Below are 17328 nucleotides of genomic sequence, written 5' to 3'. Positions count from 1 at the left end.
CCCCCATGCCCGCTGGAAATATTCGACGACGGCGCCCCCGCCGCCTGTTCCTCACCGCTGCCGCGGGGATTGCCGCGCTGCTGCTTGGCTCGTGCTCGGCGCTCCCGGCGCCCGCCCCGGCTCAGACCATGACGGCATCTGCGCCCCCGGAGGTGGTGGGCAATGTGCCGGCGGACCTTGCACAGTATTACTCACAGATCGTGACGTGGACGTCGTGCAATAGCGGATTCCAGTGTGCCGAGGTCAAGGTGCCCGGGAATTACGAGAACCCCGGCAAGGATTCCATCAAACTGGCTGTGACGCGGCTTCCGGCAACGGGCAAACGTCTTGGTTCCATGCTTGTCAACCCCGGCGGGCCGGGCGGCTCCGGCTATGACATGGTCAAGAACAGCGGCAAGGCCTATTTTTCCGCCAAGCTCCGCGGGGCCTATGACGTGGTGGGCTTTGACCCGCGCGGGGTGCAGCGCTCGGAAGGTGTGAAGTGCCTTGACGATGCCCGGATGGACGCCGCGCGCCAGGTTGACTACGACTTGTCCACCGACGCGGGCTTTGCCAAGGCCGAGGCTCAGAGCAAGTCCGAATCCGGGCTGTGCAAGGCAAATTCAGGGCCCGTACTGCACTATGTCGACACCGTCAGCTCGGCCCGCGACATGGACATTTTGCGTGCCGTGGTGGGCGACAAGGCGTTGAACTACATGGGATTCTCCTACGGCACCAAGCTGGGCGCCACCTACGCCGGGCTCTTCCCCGAGAAGGTTGGGAAGTTCTCCCTTGACGGCGCCTTGGATCCATCGCTGAACATCGACGAGGTGTCCATGGGCCAGGCCGTGGGCTTTGAAAATGCCCTGCGGGCGTGGGCCGCGGACTGCCTCGGCACCAAGGATTGCCCCGTGTCAGGCACCGTGGATGACGCCATGGCGCAGATCCGGGACCTGAACGCCGTGTACGCGGCACATCCGCAGCAAACATCCCAAGGCCGGGTGGTGACTGGTTCGGAGTTCACGGGCGCACTGGCGTTTGCCATGTACTCCACCGATCTGTGGGCACCCCTGACGGGCGCGCTGAAGCAGGCCTTCGCCGGTGACGCGACAGGCATGCTGATGCTTGCCGACTTCTCGGCCGACCGCGACTCCGACGGCAAGTACAACTCCAACACCGCTGCCGCGTTCACCGCCGTCAACTGCCTTGACTACCCCATGGACTGGGACCTTGCGCACATGCGCGCGCAGGCAGAACTGCTGAAGAAGGCGGCCCCGACGTTCGGGGAACTCTTGGGATACTCCGGGTTGAGTTGCAAGTACTGGCCGTTCCCGGCCGGCGGCAAGCCCGCCCCGATCCATGCGGCAGGTGCGGGCCCTATCCTGGTTGTCGGCACCACCGGAGACCCCGCAACGCCTTATTCATGGGCGCAGTCCCTGGCCAAACAGCTTGATTCCGGTGTCCTTGTGACGTGGAAGGGCCAGGGCCACACGGCGTACGGCCGGTCCAACGAATGCGTCACTTCCTCCGTTGACAACTACTTTGTGGACGGAAAGGTGCCCGCGAAGGGCACGACCTGCTAAATTTTTAGGAACTTTGTGTGCGCTCGATTTTGTACATCCGCCCCGCTCATATTAGAGTTGTTTCTTGTGTTCAGCCGGAAACTCCAGATGGGGATTTGGGGCTAGCACAGGCCTCCATAGCTCAGTTGGTAGAGCGTTTCACTCGTAATGAAAAGGTCAACAGTTCGATTCTGTTTGGAGGCTCCATCAAAACCCCCGGATTCCTTGGAATCCGGGGGTTTTCGGCTCTTTCGCTTGTGGCCGCCCCGTCCGCCCCGGTTGAAACAGCAGCTGATGCGATAATTCGGCCGGAAAACCGCATCAGCTGCTGTTTGGAATCCGCCGGGCACGATCCCGGGGGCATACCATGAGCCAATGATGGGAACTTCCCCGCCACCTCATGTCCCTGACCGGCAACCAGACCGCAAGCCGGCCCGTGAACCCGGGCGCGTGCACTGGATGGAATTGTTTTTCGACCTCGTGTTTGTGGCCTTCGTCGGGCAGCTGGCACACGGCATCCACGGCGATCCCGGCTGGCCCGAGTTCGGCACTTATCTCTTGCTCTTCTTCCCGGCATGGTGGGCGTGGGTGAACATCGTTTCGGTCATCAATCTCCTGCCGGGCCTGACCTCCAGGGGCCTTGGCGTGGCCATGCTGCTGGCCATGGGGGCATCCGGACTGATGGCGGCATCGGCCCCTGAGGCATTTGGCGACCGGGCCTGGGCGTTCTCCCTGGCAAACTCCGCCCTGCGCGTCCTGCTGCTCGTCTTGTGGTTGTATCAACACACGCAAAACTCCGCCGTGCCGTCGTGGCGCATCTGGATCTACAACGGCGGAACGTCAGTGCTCTGGCTTGTCGCGGCGGTCCTGCCGCTGCAGGACGCTGTCATTCTGTGGGCGTTCTCGATCGCCATCGAGGTGGGCATGGTCGCCATCAGCAGCCGGAGCGGGACGCACAACAGCCTCGGGGGCATCAACGTTGAGCACGCCGCCGAACGCCTCGGCCTCTTCGTCATCATTGTTCTGGGCGAGTCGGTCTTCACGATCGTCACCGAGGCCTCCTCGGACTGGGGCCCGGGCGCCGGACTGGCCTCGTCGCTTGGCTTTGTGATCGTGGCGCTGCTTGGCTGGGCATTCTTCCAATACGGCATGGGCACACTCACCAGCGGCTTGGAGAAGCTGCGCGAACGCGAGGATTTCTCCGGCATAATGCAGACAACGCTTTTCATGCCGTTTGCCATGGTCGTGGGCGTCACCTCGATCGCCGCCGGCATCGCCACCGCGATCCCCGCACCGTTCGATCCCCTGCCGTTCGGCGCGTCCATCGCCATCGGCGGCGGGGTGGCCCTGTTCTACAGCACCAACGCTGTGGTTTCGCTGCGCTATGGCCAGTCCGCCCGCACGGTGCTGCCATGGGCGGGCCCCACCATCTTGGCCGCGCTGGTACTTGTCCCGCTCGGCGCGACCGTGCCGGCCGCCGTCGAACTCGTCCTGGCGGCGGCCCTGCTGGTGCTCGTGACGGCATATGTGGAGCTCAAAGCACGACGGCGCCGCGCTCTCTGAGTGCGCGGGTTGGCCCACACCGCCGCGGGCCCCAACCCAGGGAGGAGTTGGGGATCAGTCCCAGGGGAAGACGACGCCCTCGCCGACAACCTTCAGGGACAGCTCGGTGCCGGGGCGGGCCAGCATGGCGTTCCAGTGCCTGATGCTGATGATCTCCCCACCCACCGGCTGGTGCGGGTCGCGCGGGTGTTCGGCGTCGACAAGGATGGGCTCCAGCTGGATCCTGACCGTAGTCTCCGGGCCGAAGTAGTCCGTGTCGACGACGCGGCCGCGGATGGGCCCGCCGGTGGCGATCCGGATTTGTTCGGGGCGCAGCATCAGGTGCACCTTGCCCTGGACCTGCGGGCGGCGGACGGGGATTCCGCCGAGTGAGCACAGGGCCAGGGAGCCTTCCAGCCACGCCTCAATGATGACGGCGTCGCCGAGGAATTCAGCCGTTGCCCGGTCCGCAGGGCGCGTGTAGACAACAAACGGGCTGCCGATCTGGGCAAGTTTCCCGTTGCGCATGACGGCCACCTGGTCGGCAAAGCTGAGGGCTTCGGCCTGGTCGTGGGTGACGAGAATGGTCGTCACCCCTGCCTGTTCAAGGGTTTGCGATACGGCCTTGCGCGTGGAGACGCGCAGCCCGGCGTCGAGGGCGCTGAACGGCTCATCCAGCAGCATCAGCTCGGGCTGGCGGGCGAGGGCCCGGGCCAGTGCCACACGCTGCTGCTGGCCGCCAGAGAGCTGGTGCGGGCGGCGCTTGGCGTAGGAGCGCTCCATCGACACCATCTCCAACAGCTCCCCCACCCGCAGTGCCGCAGCCTTGCCGCGCAGGGGAAGCCCGAAGGCAATGTTGGCGCCAACGCTCAGGTGTGGGAACAACGCCCCGTCCTGCGCCACGTAGCCCACGCTGCGCTTGTGCGAGGGAACCCACTTGGACGGGCCCGCGACCTCGGCCCCGCCCAGCGCGATCCGTCCGGCGTCGGGGGATGAAAAACCGGCAATCAGGCGCAGCAGCGTTGTCTTGCCGGATCCCGACGGGCCCACAATCGCTGTTGTGCGGCCCTGGGCGACAGCCAGGTCAACACCCTTGAGGACCTCTGTGCCGCCAAAGCCCTTGCGGACGTCGGTGATCTGCAGGTGATCGGGCACGTCGCTCGAGGCGTGGACGAAGGTCCTGTGCCCTGACGCGGCGGGGCTGGCGGACCCGGTGTCTACGGTGCCGCGGGAGTGTCGGGGCTGGGCTGTCATTGGCCTGCGGCTTTCTTGGATTGCACAAAAAGTAGATAGGTCATGGGCGCGGAGAGCACGATCATGAGCAGGGCGTACGGGGCTGCGCCCATGTAATCAATTTCGCTGCTCAGGGCCCAGAACTGCGTGGCAAGGGTCCGGGTGCCGTTGGGCGCAAGCAGCAGCGTCGCCGTCAGCTCGTTGACGACGCCGAGGAACACCAGGGCCGCCCCGCCCGCCGCGGCGGGTGCCGCAAGCCGCAAGGTGACACGCAAGAAGGCGATCAACGGCGGCTTGCCCAGGGCCTGGGCCGCCTCGTCGAGCTCGCGCGGAGCCTGCGCCAGTCCCGCCCGCAAGTTCACGAGCGCCCGCGGCATGAAAAGCAGCGCATAGGCGCCCACCAGCACCAGCGAGGTCTGGTAGATGGCTGGCACGTTGTGGACGGTGATGGTCACCAGGGCAAGCGCCACCACGATGCCCGGCATTGAACTTGAAATGTAGTTGACGGCCTCAAGAGGCTTGCTGATCGGGCCGGGGTGGCGGATCACCAGGTAGGCCAGCGGGAAGGCAAGCACTGTGGTCAGGACGGCCCCGGCCAGTCCGTAGCCAAGCGTCTGGACCAGCGCGTTGAGCAGATCGTCACGCTCCCACACCGCGCTGCCGCCTGCGATCAGCCAGCGGCCAACGTGCCACAGCGGCACACCCAGCGCCAGGATGCTCACCGCGACCAGGGCCAGCTGGGCGGGAACCTGGTACAGCCCCAGCCTCAGCCGGCCGGGATTCGACTGCGCACCTGCTCCCACCCTTGCATAGCGCGCGCTGCCACGTGACCTGGATTCGGCCAGCAGAAGCAGCAGACAGAACAGCACGAGCACGCTGGCAAGCATATTGGCCGCTGCGCCGTTGAAGGTTGACCTGAACTGGTCGTAAATGGCTGTGGTGAACGTGTCGAAGGCGATCATGGCGAAGGCACCGTATTCGGCGAGCAAATGCAGCGACACAAGCAGCGCCCCGCCCGCGGCGGCCAGGCGCAACTGCGGCAGGACGACCCTGAAGAACACCTTCCACGGCCCGAGCCCCAGTGACGCCGCGGACTGCTCAAGGGCCGGATCCAGCCGGCTCAGCACCGCCGCGACGGGGATGTACACCAGCGGGAAATAGGACAACACGGATATCAGCACGCCGCCAAAGATCCCGCCAAGTGTTGGATCTGCGCTGATCCAGGCGTAACTGTTCACGAACGCGGGAATGGCAAGCGGTGCGGCGAGGATCACGGCCCAGGCCTTGTTCCCGGCAAGGCTGGTGCGCTCCACCAGCCACGCGCCGCCAACCCCGATCACCACGCAGATCGGGACGGTGATCAGCACGAGGGAAGCGGTGTTAAGCAGCAATTCGCCAACGCGCGGGCGGAACACCAATTTCACAATGGTGTCCCACCCGGCGTTGACGGTTGCCGCCGCCACGAACCCCAGCGGCAGCAGGGAAAACGCGGCAATCAGCAAACAAAGTACGACGACGGGCCAGGGGCCAAGGCGTGAGCCCCGGCTCCCAGCCGCGATAAGTGACGTTTTGACACCCGGGTTGCGGGCCGCCGTCGTACTTTTTGAAGAAGTCATCTGACCTACAGTAGACCAGCCTGCGTCATCAGATCGATGACTTTGGCGGAGTTCAACTTGGCGGGGTCGATCTTCGGGGCCTGCAGGTCTGCCAGCGGGAGGAGCTCCTTGTTGGCGCCGACACCGCTGCCGACGGGATATTCGAAGGACGTGCCCGTCTGCAGAATTGTCTGACCTGCCTTGCCTGTGACGAATTCCAGGAACTTCTGGGCGCTCGCCTGGTGCTGGCTGGAGGCTAGGACGCCGCCGCCGGAGATGGAAACAAACGCGCCCGGATCCTGGTTCTTGAAGTAGTGCAGGGCCACGTTCTTGGAGTTCTCGCCAGTCTTGAACTGGTCACCAAAGTAGTAGTAGTGGTAAATGATGGCACCTTCAATGGTGCCGGCATTGACGGCCTTCATGGCTGCACTGTTGCCCTTGATGGCGGATGCGTTTTCCTTCATGGACTTCAACCAGGCAAGAGTGGCGTCCTCGCCCTTGAGTTCCAGCATGGCGGAAACGATGGCCTGGAAATCGGCCCCTGACGGTGAAGCGGCCCAGCGGCCCTTCCAGGAGGCATCGGAGAGGTCCATGATGGACTTGGGCAGCTGCGCTTCGGTCAGCTTCGTCTTGTCATAGGCGAAAACCGTGCTGCGCGCTGCAATGCCAGCCCACTTGTTGGTGGAGGGACGGTATTCGGCTGGCACCTGCTCTTGCACCTTGGCGCTGATATCAGCAAACAAGCCCGCGGTTTCAACCTGCGTCATGGCCGGGGAGTTTTCGGTCAAGAAGACATCCGCCGGTGACTTGGCGCCCTCCGCCACGATCTGGCTGCTCATCTCAAGATCGTCGCCGTTGCGCACAGTGACCTTGATGCCTGTTTCCTTGGTGAACGCATCAACCCAGGCCTGGGTCAGGGTGTCGTGTTGGGCGTTGTAGACGGTGATCGCGTCGGTGGCCGAGCCTTCGCCGCCCTTGCTTCCCGCCGGTGCCGCAGCGCCGCTGCACGCGGCAAGGGCCAATACCGTCGCTCCGGCGAGCACTGTCAACGCGCTTGCGCCGAACCTCTTCTTGGTGAAAAACGTCTTCATGGGAGCCTCTCGGCGGTAGGAATAATTAGCGAACGTAAGTTGATCGTATTCCATGAATAGGGCAGCCTTACCTCATTCGGGGCCATTTGTGATGCAGCTCACTTTAAGTTTATGACCTCTTGGGCACAACTTAGGGTGCCTTGTCAGCATGCGCGGCCTTGCTCAAAAGCTCCGCTGCGCCGTTGACGTGCCTGTGCACAATTTCCGCCTTGAGCGCGACGCCGGATGCCTCCCCGATGCCCAGGCGCACCAGGGCCAGGGCCTCGGCTGCCGCGGCGAGCGCGTTGCCGGCGCGGGAGAGTTCGCGGTGCACGTCGTTGAGGTACCCGCCGGTACCTGTAGGGATTTCCATTCCTTCGCTGGGGCCCGCACGCTGGGCTTCCGCGGCGATGCGGCGGACCATGGGCAATAGATCGGCCAGGCCGTCGGCCACTACCACCATCGCCCCGTACGTTTCGGCAGCCTGCCCAACTGCCTTGCCGGGCGCAGCCCCTGTCTCGTCCAGGCCCTCAAGCATTTGGTGGAATCGGTCAAGTCCGCGGCGGAATCTGTCGTGGGCGCGGCGCCACACGCCCTTACCCAGCTCGGCGTCGTCGAGTCGGCCCTGGCGCGAGGCGCCAAAAAGTCCCTTGAGCATGCGCGTTAGAGGTACTGTCCGGGTCCGCCGGAATCCGGCCGCACCATCCCCGGCTCGCCAAGGTCGCCGCCAGGACCGGCCGATGCGCGGCGGGGTTCACCGTTCTCGCCGACCACGACGCCGGGCGCGATGACTGTCCCCGGCGGGAGCTGGTGCAGTGCCAGGCGCGCAGCTGTTTGCTGGTTTGCTGTGGCTTGGGCGGCCAACGCGGTTTGGATGCCATGGAACAGACCCTCAAGCCAGCCAACCAGCTGCGCCTGGGCAATGCGCAGTTCGGCGTCGGAAGGCGCGGATTTTTCGGCAAACGGCAGGCTCAGCCTGTGCAGCTCATCAACGAGTTCAGGGGCAAGGCCATCCTCAAGCTCCTTGATGGAGGCCTGGTGGATTTCGGCTAGGCGGGTCCTGGCGGCGTCATCAAGGGGTGCGCTCTTGACCTCGTCGAGCAGCTGTTTGACCATGGTGCCAATGCGCATCACCTTGGCCGGCCGGTCGACCATCTCGGCCACGGTGGCGGGTTCGCCTGGTGCCTTGGGATTCACAGGTGCACCGGCAGGGGCAGCCGCCTGCCCGCCGTCCGTCGAATTCTCCAGGACTGTGCCGACGGCCGCATCTTCAGAGGCCGGGATCTGCGCCTTTTCACTCATGGTGCCAGTCTCTCACGCCGGGGCAAAACCGGCCCCTCCCATCTGTGACGCAGTAAGTGCAGCGGAAAGCGCTTGCTGGCGGCATTTTGCAGCAGCTACTGCGTCATAGAACGCGGGCAGGGTCGCGGGTGGGGTGGGCCGCGGAGGATCAGCAGCAGCGGCCCTCCGGGTTGGCGTCCTGGCGGCTGTAGTTGTCGCGCCAGAACTCCTTCACTGTCATGGGGGCAACGTCGCAGCCGGTGGCCAGGTGGTGCTCGAGGTACAACTCGTAGGAGTCCTCCCCCAACACCCCCTTGAGGTACCGGCCCACCGCGCCAACGCCGCGGCCTGCCCTGCGCAGCACGTCCATGGCTAGTGCCCCGACCTCACTGTTTGCTTGCCGGATTCTGCCCATTCCTTCATGATGGCCTTTTCGGACTCCGTTGGCGCCATGGATGCCGGCGCGAAGATCCGTGACCCGACGGCCGGGTCCTCCATGCTGGGGCCGCCGCCTGCACGGATGGAACGGAGGGAGACCATGACCGCCGTCGTGATGACGATGATCGAAAGCACCACAAACACGATGGACAGCGTGCCCTGGACTGAAGTGTTGCGGACAACGGCGTCCATGGCCTCGACCGTCTTGGCGTTGCCGAAGCTTGTCTTGCCCGCGGCCAGGGCATCCTTGTACGCCTGGTGCTGGGCCCAATAGCCCACACCCGGAGCCTTGGAGAAGATCTTCTGGTAGGAGGCCACAATTGTCACGACCGTGACGAAAGCCAGCGGCGCAATGATGATCCACAGGAATTTCAGCTTGGTGTTCTTGGCGGCAATGGTGAGGCAAACAGCCAAGGCAATCGCAGCCAGCAGCTGGTTGGCGATACCGAACAGCGGGAACAAGGTGTTGATGCCGCCGAGGGGATCCGTGACACCCATGATCAGGATGGCTCCCCAGCCGGCCACCATGATGGCGGTGGTGATCCACATGCCCGGAAGCCATGAGTTGTCCTTGAACTTCGGCACAAAGTTGCCGATGGAATCCTGGAGCATGAAGCGGGCAACGCGGGTTCCTGCGTCGACGGCGGTCAGGATGAACAGGGCCTCGAACATGATGGCGAAATGGTACCAGAAGCTCATCATGGCCTGTCCGCCGGCCACCTGCTGCATGATGTGGGCCAGCCCCACGGCCAGGGTGGGTGCGCCGCCTGTGCGCGAAACGATGGACTCCTCGCCGACGTTGGCCGCGGTTTGTGCCAGCGTGGCCGGGTCAACGTGCACGCCGCTCAGCCCGAGCGAGTTCACAAACGCTGCCGCGCCCTCAATGGTGCCGCCGGTTGCGCCCGCGGAGGCGTTCATGGCGAAGTAGATGCCGCGGTCAATGGACAGCGCCGCGACGAGCGCCATGATGGCAACGAAGGACTCCATGAGCATGCCGCCGTAGCCGATGTAGCGGGCCTGGCGTTCCTTTTCAATCAGCTTCGGGGTGGTGCCGGAGGCGATCAGTGCGTGGAATCCGGACAGCGCGCCACAGGCGATCGTGACGAACAGGAAGGGGAACAGCGAGCCGGAGAAGACGGGGCCGTCGGAGCGGGACGCGAATTCGCTGAAGGCCGGGACGTTGATGGTGGGGCGGACAAGCACGATGGAGCCGGCCAGCATCACGATGGTGCCGATCTTCATGAACGTGGAGAGGTAGTCGCGCGGGGCCAGCAGCAGCCAGACAGGAAGGATGGCGGCTATGAAACCGTAGACGATGACGGCCCACGCAAGGGTGGTGCGGTTAATGCTGAAGACGTCAGAACCCCACTCGGTGGCTGCAACCATGCCGCCGCCGATGATGGCTGCAAGCAGCAACACGAAGCCGATAAGCGAGACTTCCATGACCTTGCCGGGGCGCAGGTAGCGCAGGTAGACACCCATGAACAGTGCGATCGGGATGGTCATGGATACCGAGAACACGCCCCACGGGGACTCGCCCAGGGCATTGACGACCACGAGCGCAAGGATGGCGACGATGATGATCATGATCAAGAGCGTGGCGATCAGGGCCGCCGTGCCGCCGATGACGCCGAGTTCCTCGCGGGCCATCTGGCCCAGGGAGCGGCCGCCGCGGCGCATGGAGAAGAACAGGACAAGGTAGTCCTGGACGGCACCGGCAAGCACGACGCCGACGATGATCCAGATGGTGCCGGGCAGGTAACCCATTTGGGCGGCCAGGATGGGGCCGACCAGCGGGCCGGCGCCTGCAATGGCGGCAAAGTGGTGGCCGAAGAGGACGTTGCGGTCGGTGGCTACGTAGTCCTTGCCGTCGGCCTTGTATTCGGCCGGGGTTGCACGCTTGTCGTTGGGGCGGAGCAGGAATTTTTCAATGACCTTGGAGTAAAAGCGGTAGCCGATCAAGTAGGTGCAGACGGCTGCGAAAACAAACCATATGGCGTTGACGGTTTCCCCGCGCACCACGGCCAGGACAACCCAGGCAACTCCGCCCAGAAGGGCAATGGCCGCCCAGAGGGCAATCTTCAGCGGGGTCCATTTGTGCTTTTCCTCCTCAGCATCCACATCCACTGCCACGGGCGGCAGTTCTGGATCCTGGACGAGAAGATCGCCGGGATCGGCGGCCCTGTTCGACGGCATTGTCATCTTTTTCCCTACGCTAAGTCATAAATACGGCCTTTCGACATTAGCAATATGGCGCAGGGCACACGGAGGATGTGCTGTGGGTCATGCATGAAAATCTGCCAAAGGTGGCGTCCGTGCGATGAACGGCACCTCAACGGGGCGAAGGCGGCTCGGGCAGGGCATCGCGGACCGGATCCCTTAGATCGTCAGCAGCACCTTGCCAACGTGGGCGCCTGAATCAAAGTACTCATGCGCGGCGGCAACCTGTGCCAGCGGGAAGGTCTTATCCACCATGGGCTTGACGGCGCCGCTGGCAACCAATGGCCAGACATGGTCGCGCACGCCCTCCATGATGGCCGCCTTTTCCTCAACCGGCCGCGCCCGCAGGGTCGTGCCAATAATGGCCGCGCGCTTGGTGAGCAGCGCACCCAGGTTGAGTTCCGCCGTGGCGCCTCCCTGCAGCCCGATGACCACGAGCCGGCCGTAGGTGGCGAGCGCTGCAACGTTGCGGGCCAGGTACTTGGCGCCGACGACGTCGAGAATCACGTTCGCGCCCAGCCCGCCGGTGTGTTCCATGACCCGCTCGAGGAAATCCTCCGTGCGGTAGTTGACGGCCAGGTCGGCACCAAGGTAGCCGGTGAGCATGGCGACCTTCTCGTCGCTGCCCGCCGTGGCAATGACCTTGGCACCGGCGGCCTTCGCCAACTGGATGGCCATGGCGCCGATGCCGCCGGCGCCACCGTGGATCAGCACGGTCTCCCCCGCCTGCAGTTGTGCGGTCATGAAGAGGTTTGAGTGCACGGTGGCGGCAACCTCGGGCAGGGCTGCGGCGGAAATCACGTCAATACCCTCAGGCAGGGACAGCACCTGGCCCGCGGGAACTGCCACCTGGGACGCATAACCCCCACCTGTGAGCAACGCCACAACCTTCTCGCCCAGGCTGAACGGCCGGGTCACCTCGGGGCCGAAACCCGCGATCCGACCCGAGACTTCAAGTCCCAAAATTTCGGATGCGCCAGGGGGCGGCGGGTAGAAACCACGGCGCTGCTGTACGTCTGCGCGGTTGATTCCCGCGGCAATCACGTCAATGAGCACCTCGCCGGGCCCGGGGGCGGGAACCGGCGCCTCGGCCAGTGCCAGCACCTCCGGCCCACCTGCGCCCCTTGTAACAATTGCCTTCATGACCTTCTCCATCGCCTTTTCTTCCTGAAAAATCCTGGCCGCGCCAGTGCTCATTTTGGTTGCACAGCCCTGCCTATGAAACACTACTAGGGTAAGGAAGGTTGTCCGAGCGGCCGATGGAGCTGGTCTTGAAAACCAGTGTGCGGTAACCCCGTACCAAGAGTTCGAATCTCTTACCTTCCGCGCATGAAAGGGAAGCAGTCTCATCACGAGACTGCTTCCCTTTTGCGTTTAATGCTCCCGTACCAGAAAGCACTTGTTCAAACAACATTCCACTGCCGCGTGCCCCAAGCACACTTTTTGACACTTTTTCGCTTGTTTTCACACGAAAGTCTTGTGTTTCCTTGACCGTAGGCAACCGTTCATGATTGATTCACATCTATGTGTTTGGCTCAAACACGTTCCTGCAAGGTTGGTCGGGGGGCTCGCCTTTTCCTATTTCCGCTGAGTCCCTCCATACCGCACCTGCGGGTCATCATCACTCATGGCACAACGATGTGCCACACTTTCGAGAGTTGGGGACATGACGAGCAACACCTTCATCAAGGCAGGGCTGGGGGCCGTGCTGGCCTTTGGACTTGCCGTGGCCCCGCTGGCGATTTCGCCGGCACTGGCCGAGCAAAACGCCGCAACAGCGGATGACACCACGACGGCGGCGCTTGCGCCAGCGGCCGCCGTCACCGCAGCACCCCATGTGGTCATCAATGAGGCATACCTCAATGGTGGCAGCGCTGGCGCCACGTACGCCAACAAGTTCGTGGAGTTGTACAACCCCACGGATGCGTCCGTGGACCTCAGCGGATGGTCGCTGCAGTACCGCTCACCAGCAGGGACAGGACTCCCCGGAAACGTGGCGGCGCTGAGCGGCACCATTGCCGCCAAGGGCTACTTCCTGGTCAGCGGCACAACGAACGGCACCAATGGCCGCGCCCTGCCGCCCACCGACTACACGGCCAACACCATCAATCCCGGCGCAGGCGGGGGAACCCTCATCCTGTCGGACCAGGCCAAGGCCCTGCCTTCCCTGTCCACCGGATCCGTTGTTGGCGAGGCCGGCGTTGTGGATCTGTTGGGCTACGGCACCTCAAACACCTTCGAGACAGCTGACAGCCCGACCGGTTCGGTCTCGAAGTCCCTAAACCGCAGGGACTTCGCCGACACGGACAGCAATGCAGCCGACTTCACACCCGCCGACCCCACCCCCGTGGGCGCCAAGGGCGGGGACACCCCTGCGCCCCCGCCGGAAGATTCCGGCGCCAAGACCATCGCCGAAATTCAGGGCACCGGCGCCCAGAGCCCCCTGGTGAACACCACTGTCACCACCAAGGGCAAGGTCACGGCCGTGTACCCCGACGGTGGCTTCAGCGGGTACTACATCCAGACTCCGGGGACCGGCGGCGACCTTGACCTCGCCACCCACAAGGCATCGGACGCCGTTTTCGTCTACTCGCCTGCCACTGTGCGAAACGTCAAGGTGGGCGACTACGTCCAGGTCAGTGGCCTCGTCACCGAATTTGGCGGCGCAAGTGATGCCAACAAGACCACGGAAATCAATGTGGCCGCCGGCGGCATGAGCGTCCTGACGGATGCCGCCCCGGAGGTCAAAGCCACGGTGCTGACGACCCTGCCTGCCACCGACGTGCAGCGTGAAACACTTGAAGGCATGTTGGTGGCCCCGCAGGGCAAATACACCATCACCGACAACTACTCGCTGAACAACTATGGCGAGATTGGCTTGGCCGCCGGTGACAAGCCGCTCGAACAGCCCACCGCGATGGGAACCATCGGATCCGATGCGTACAACGCCGCGATTGCCAGGAACAAGGCAGCCGCCATTGGCATGGACGACGGCGCCAGCACCAGCTTCCTCACCAACCCGTCAGGGTCGTCAATCCCCCTGCCGTGGCTGACCGATGCATCCCCGATGCGCGTTGGCACGACGGCGGAATTCACCTCCCCGGTGATCTTTGACAACCGCAACAACGCCTACAAGTTCCAGCCGTTGACCGCGCTCACGGTTGGCAACGCCGACCAGGTCAAGCCGATCAACTTTGGCAGCAACCGTGCACCCACACCGGCCAATGTTGGCGGAAACCTGAAGGTTGCCTCCTTCAACGTGCAGAACTACTTCCCCACCACGGGCGACCAAGACCCCAAGTGCCAGTTCTACACTGACCGCGCGGGCAACCCCGTCACAGTCAAGACCGGCTGCCTGCAGCGCGGCGCCGCCAACCCGGCGAGCCTGAAGCGCCAGCAGGACAAGATCGTCTCAGGCATCAACGCTTCAGGCGCCGATGTACTCTCGCTGGAGGAAATTGAAAACTCCGCGAAGTTCGGCATGGACCGCGACCACGCGTTGTCCACGCTGGTTGCCGCGCTCAACGATGGCGCCCCGAACACCTGGGACTACGTCCGATCCCCTGCCCAGCGCCCGGCGCTAACGGACGAGGATGTCATCCGGACCGCCTTCATCTTCAAGAAGAATGTTGCGGCACCCGTTGGCAATTCCGTCATCCTCGACGACAAGGCATTCACCGGCATTGCACGCCAGCCGCTGGCCCAGTCGTTCAAGCTGGCCGGCGCCCCGGACTCGTCCAAGATGCTGCTCATCGTGAACCACTTCAAGTCCAAGGGTTCGGCGGCAACACCGGATGACACCGACAAGGGCCAGGGCAACTCCAACCTGGCACGCACCGCGCAGGCCAAGGCGCTGTTGGCGTTCTCCAACGCACAGCAGAGCGCCCAGGGCACCGACAAGGTACTGCTCATGGGCGACTTCAACGCCTACCTGTTCGAGGATCCCATTGTGACCCTCACCGCGGCCGGTTACACGGACCAGGATGCCAAGACCACCAAGCATTCGTACAGCTACGGCGGCATGGTCGGATCCCTGGACCACGTCCTGGCCTCGCCCGCAGCCGAGAAGCTCACCACCGGCGTCGACATTTGGAACATCAACTCCTCCGAATCCATTGCCATGGGCTACAGCCGCTACAACTACAACGTCACCGACTTCTTTGACACCTCCGCATTTGCCGCCTCCGATCACGACCCCGTGGTCGTCGGCCTGAACATGGGATCAACGGCGGCGACCAAGGAAATCACCCTCCTGAACATCAACGACTTCCACGGCCGTATCGACGCCAACACGGTGAAGTTTGCCGGCACGGTTGAACAGCTGCGTGCGGACTCCGGAGACGCCAACACGGCATTCCTTTCGGCAGGTGACAACATCGGCGCCAGCCTTTTTGCCTCGGCCTCACAGAACGACAAGCCCACCATCGACGTGCTGAACGCGCTGAAACTTCAGGCGTCCGCCGTCGGAAACCACGAGTTCGACAAGGGCTGGGCAGACCTTGATGCCCGTATCAGGGATGCAGCCGCCTGGGATTACCTTGGGGCCAACGTGTACGCGAAGGGCACCACCAACCCGGTGCTCGAGGAGTACAAGATCGTCACCCTCAACGGTGTGAAGGTTGCCATCATTGGCGCGCTCACCCAGGAAACCCCATCCTTGGTGACCCCGTCGGGCATCTCAATGCTTGAGTTCGGCGACCCGGTTGTCGCGGTGAACCGTGTGGCTAAGAAGATCACCGACGGCAAGCTCGCCGACGTCATCGTGGCCGAATACCACGAGGGCGCCGGCGCCGGCACTCCCGACGGAGCCACTTTTGAACAGGAAGTGGCTGCAGCAGGAGCGTTCCGGGAAATCGTGACGCAGACCAGCGCATCGGTCAATGCCATCTTCACAGGGCACACCCACAAGCAGTACGCGTGGGACGCCCCGATCCCCGGCGTTGCCGCAAACGCGGCACTGAAGACCCGCCCCGTGCTCCAGACAGGCAGCTACGGCGAGTTCATCGGCCAGGTCAAGCTGCAGGTGGATGCCTCCACCAACGCTGTTCTCTCCTACACGCAGGGCAATGTTCCCCGCACAACCGTGAACGACGCCACCTTGGTGGCCAAGTTCCCGCGTGTGGCCACGGTCAAGACCATCACGGACAAGGCCATCGCCGACGCCAAGATTGCCGGCAGCGTTCCGGTCGGCAAGATCTCCGCCGACATCACCACCGCCCAGACCTTCGACCCGGCTACGGGCAAGTACTCCCGTGACGACCGCGCCAACGAATCCGCGCTGGGCAACCTGGTGGGCAACTCCCTCCTGGATGCGCTGAAGTCGGAGCGGACGGGCGGGGCTGAGATCGGCGTCGTCAATCCCGGCGGCCTGCGTGCGGACCTGCTGTACAAGAACGACGGCTTCGCTGACGGTGTTGTCTCCTACGCCAACGCCAACGCGGTGCTGCCGTTCGTGAACAACCTGTGGACCACCTCCCTCACGGGCGCCCAGGTGAAGACCATGCTGGAGCAGCAGTGGCAGACCAACAAGGACGGCACCATCCCCAGCCGCCCGTTCCTGAACCTGGGCCTGTCCTCCAACGTGGACTACACCTACGACTCGAGTCGCACCTTGGGCGATCACATCACCTCGGTCACCATCAACGGTGCACCGTTGGATGCCAAGCGCTCCTACCGCGTGGGCACGTTCAGCTTCCTGGCAACGGGCGGCGATAACTTCCGCATCTTCACCCAGGGCACCAACACCAAGGATTCGGGCCTCATTGACCGCGACGCCTGGATTACCTACCTCGGTGAGAAGTCGAAGGCCACGCCGATTGCACCCGACTTCTCCCGCCGCGGCGTGGACGTGGTGGGTGCTCCGGCAGCTGTCACCGAAGGCCAGCAGGTCACCCTCGATTTGGTGAAGCTTGACCTGACCTCGCTCGGGGTCACCAGGTCAACCAAGGTCACGCTCCGTTACGAGCCCTCAGGCAGCGGCGGAGGCACCAACTTCGCCGTCCTGGCAGCCGCGGTCCTGCCGTCGGAACTGGGCACCTTCGCCGTCACCGACGGCGCCGCGACCCTGGGCTTCACCGTTCCGGCGCAGCTGAATGCCAGCCGCTTCACCATCACCACCGACGGCGGAACCTACGCCCGATTGCCGATCGCCATCCCGGTGACGGCCGATGCAGGAACGCCGACACCCACCGGAAGCACGACGCCGACCACCACCGCACCGGGCACCTCACCCTCCGCGACGGCCGGCTCGGGCAACGGTTCCGGCAACCTGGCCGCCACGGGAGCCACCGCGCTTCCGCTGGGTCTGGGCGCCCTTGTCCTGTTGGGCGCTGGCGCAGCAGTTGCCATGGCAGCACGCCGCAAGGCAGCCCGCCACTGACCGGCACACAGGGCAAAAATGCGCCCGCC

The 17328-nt window shown here is 64.0% G+C and carries 11 protein-coding genes and 2 tRNA genes; 5 read left to right on the top strand and 8 right to left on the bottom strand.

The window, feature by feature from the left end; genetic code table 11:
- The first annotated feature begins 5 nt into the window (after positions 1–5).
- From AAGW05_RS15650 to AAGW05_RS15640, 3 genes are all read left to right on the top strand, one after another.
- A complete protein-coding gene (locus tag AAGW05_RS15650; RefSeq protein ID WP_411805485.1) occupies positions 6–1562 on the top strand; it encodes an alpha/beta hydrolase in 1557 nt (518 codons plus the stop codon).
- A 110-nt stretch (positions 1563–1672) separates the two neighbouring features.
- A tRNA-Thr gene (locus AAGW05_RS15645) sits at positions 1673–1748 on the top strand.
- 168 nt (positions 1749–1916) lie between these two features.
- The gene (locus AAGW05_RS15640) at positions 1917–3104 is read left to right on the top strand and encodes a low temperature requirement protein A (RefSeq protein WP_411805484.1); all 1188 of its coding nucleotides are present in this window, start codon (positions 1917–1919) and stop codon (positions 3102–3104) included.
- A 54-nt stretch (positions 3105–3158) separates the two neighbouring features.
- Here the strand turns inward: AAGW05_RS15640 and AAGW05_RS15635 are convergent, their stop codons facing one another.
- The 8 genes from AAGW05_RS15635 to AAGW05_RS15600 all read right to left on the bottom strand — a co-directional run bounded on the left by AAGW05_RS15635 (position 3159) and on the right by AAGW05_RS15600 (position 12063).
- Complete coding sequence (locus AAGW05_RS15635; protein ID WP_411805483.1) at positions 3159–4337, bottom strand: ABC transporter ATP-binding protein; 1179 nt, start codon at positions 4335–4337, stop codon at positions 3159–3161.
- On the bottom strand, positions 4334–5932 hold the full coding sequence (locus AAGW05_RS15630) for an ABC transporter permease (protein ID WP_411805482.1): 1599 nt from the start codon (positions 5930–5932) through the stop codon (positions 4334–4336). The genes AAGW05_RS15635 and AAGW05_RS15630 overlap by 4 nt, the downstream gene beginning before the upstream one ends.
- A gap of 5 nt (positions 5933–5937) precedes the next feature.
- Complete coding sequence (locus AAGW05_RS15625) at positions 5938–7002, bottom strand: iron ABC transporter substrate-binding protein (RefSeq protein ID WP_411805507.1); 1065 nt, start codon at positions 7000–7002, stop codon at positions 5938–5940.
- Between the two features lie 130 nt (positions 7003–7132).
- Positions 7133–7639, bottom strand: coding sequence for a hypothetical protein (locus AAGW05_RS15620; RefSeq protein ID WP_411805481.1), 507 nt, complete (start codon positions 7637–7639; stop codon positions 7133–7135).
- Between the two features lie 5 nt (positions 7640–7644).
- Positions 7645–8283: a bacterial proteasome activator family protein gene (locus AAGW05_RS15615; protein WP_411805480.1), complete on the bottom strand. Its 639-nt coding sequence runs from the start codon at positions 8281–8283 to the stop codon at positions 7645–7647.
- A 148-nt stretch (positions 8284–8431) separates the two neighbouring features.
- Positions 8432–8632: a YbdD/YjiX family protein gene (locus AAGW05_RS15610; protein ID WP_411805479.1), complete on the bottom strand. Its 201-nt coding sequence runs from the start codon at positions 8630–8632 to the stop codon at positions 8432–8434.
- 2 nt (positions 8633–8634) lie between these two features.
- Entirely contained in the window at positions 8635–10902 is a 2268-nt protein-coding gene (locus AAGW05_RS15605; RefSeq protein ID WP_411805478.1) for a carbon starvation CstA family protein, read from the bottom strand.
- A gap of 177 nt (positions 10903–11079) precedes the next feature.
- Positions 11080–12063 carry an NAD(P)H-quinone oxidoreductase gene (locus AAGW05_RS15600; protein WP_411805477.1) on the bottom strand — a complete coding sequence of 328 codons (984 nt, stop codon included), beginning with the start codon at positions 12061–12063 and terminating at the stop codon, positions 11080–11082.
- 95 nt (positions 12064–12158) lie between these two features.
- On the opposite strand from AAGW05_RS15600, the gene AAGW05_RS15595 reads away from it, so the two are divergent.
- Both AAGW05_RS15595 and AAGW05_RS15590 read left to right on the top strand, forming a co-directional pair.
- Positions 12159–12246, top strand: a tRNA-Ser gene (locus AAGW05_RS15595).
- 340 nt (positions 12247–12586) lie between these two features.
- Positions 12587–17299, top strand: a complete 4713-nt coding sequence (locus AAGW05_RS15590) for an ExeM/NucH family extracellular endonuclease (protein WP_411805476.1) — start codon at positions 12587–12589, stop codon at positions 17297–17299.
- Positions 17300–17328: the final 29 nt, after the last annotated feature.

This window comes from Arthrobacter sp. LAPM80, assembly GCF_046736435.1.
Lineage (GTDB): Bacteria > Actinomycetota > Actinomycetes > Actinomycetales > Micrococcaceae > Specibacter.
The sequence above is the reverse complement of the archived record's forward strand: the minus strand, read 5'-3'. Positions and strand labels throughout refer to the sequence as shown.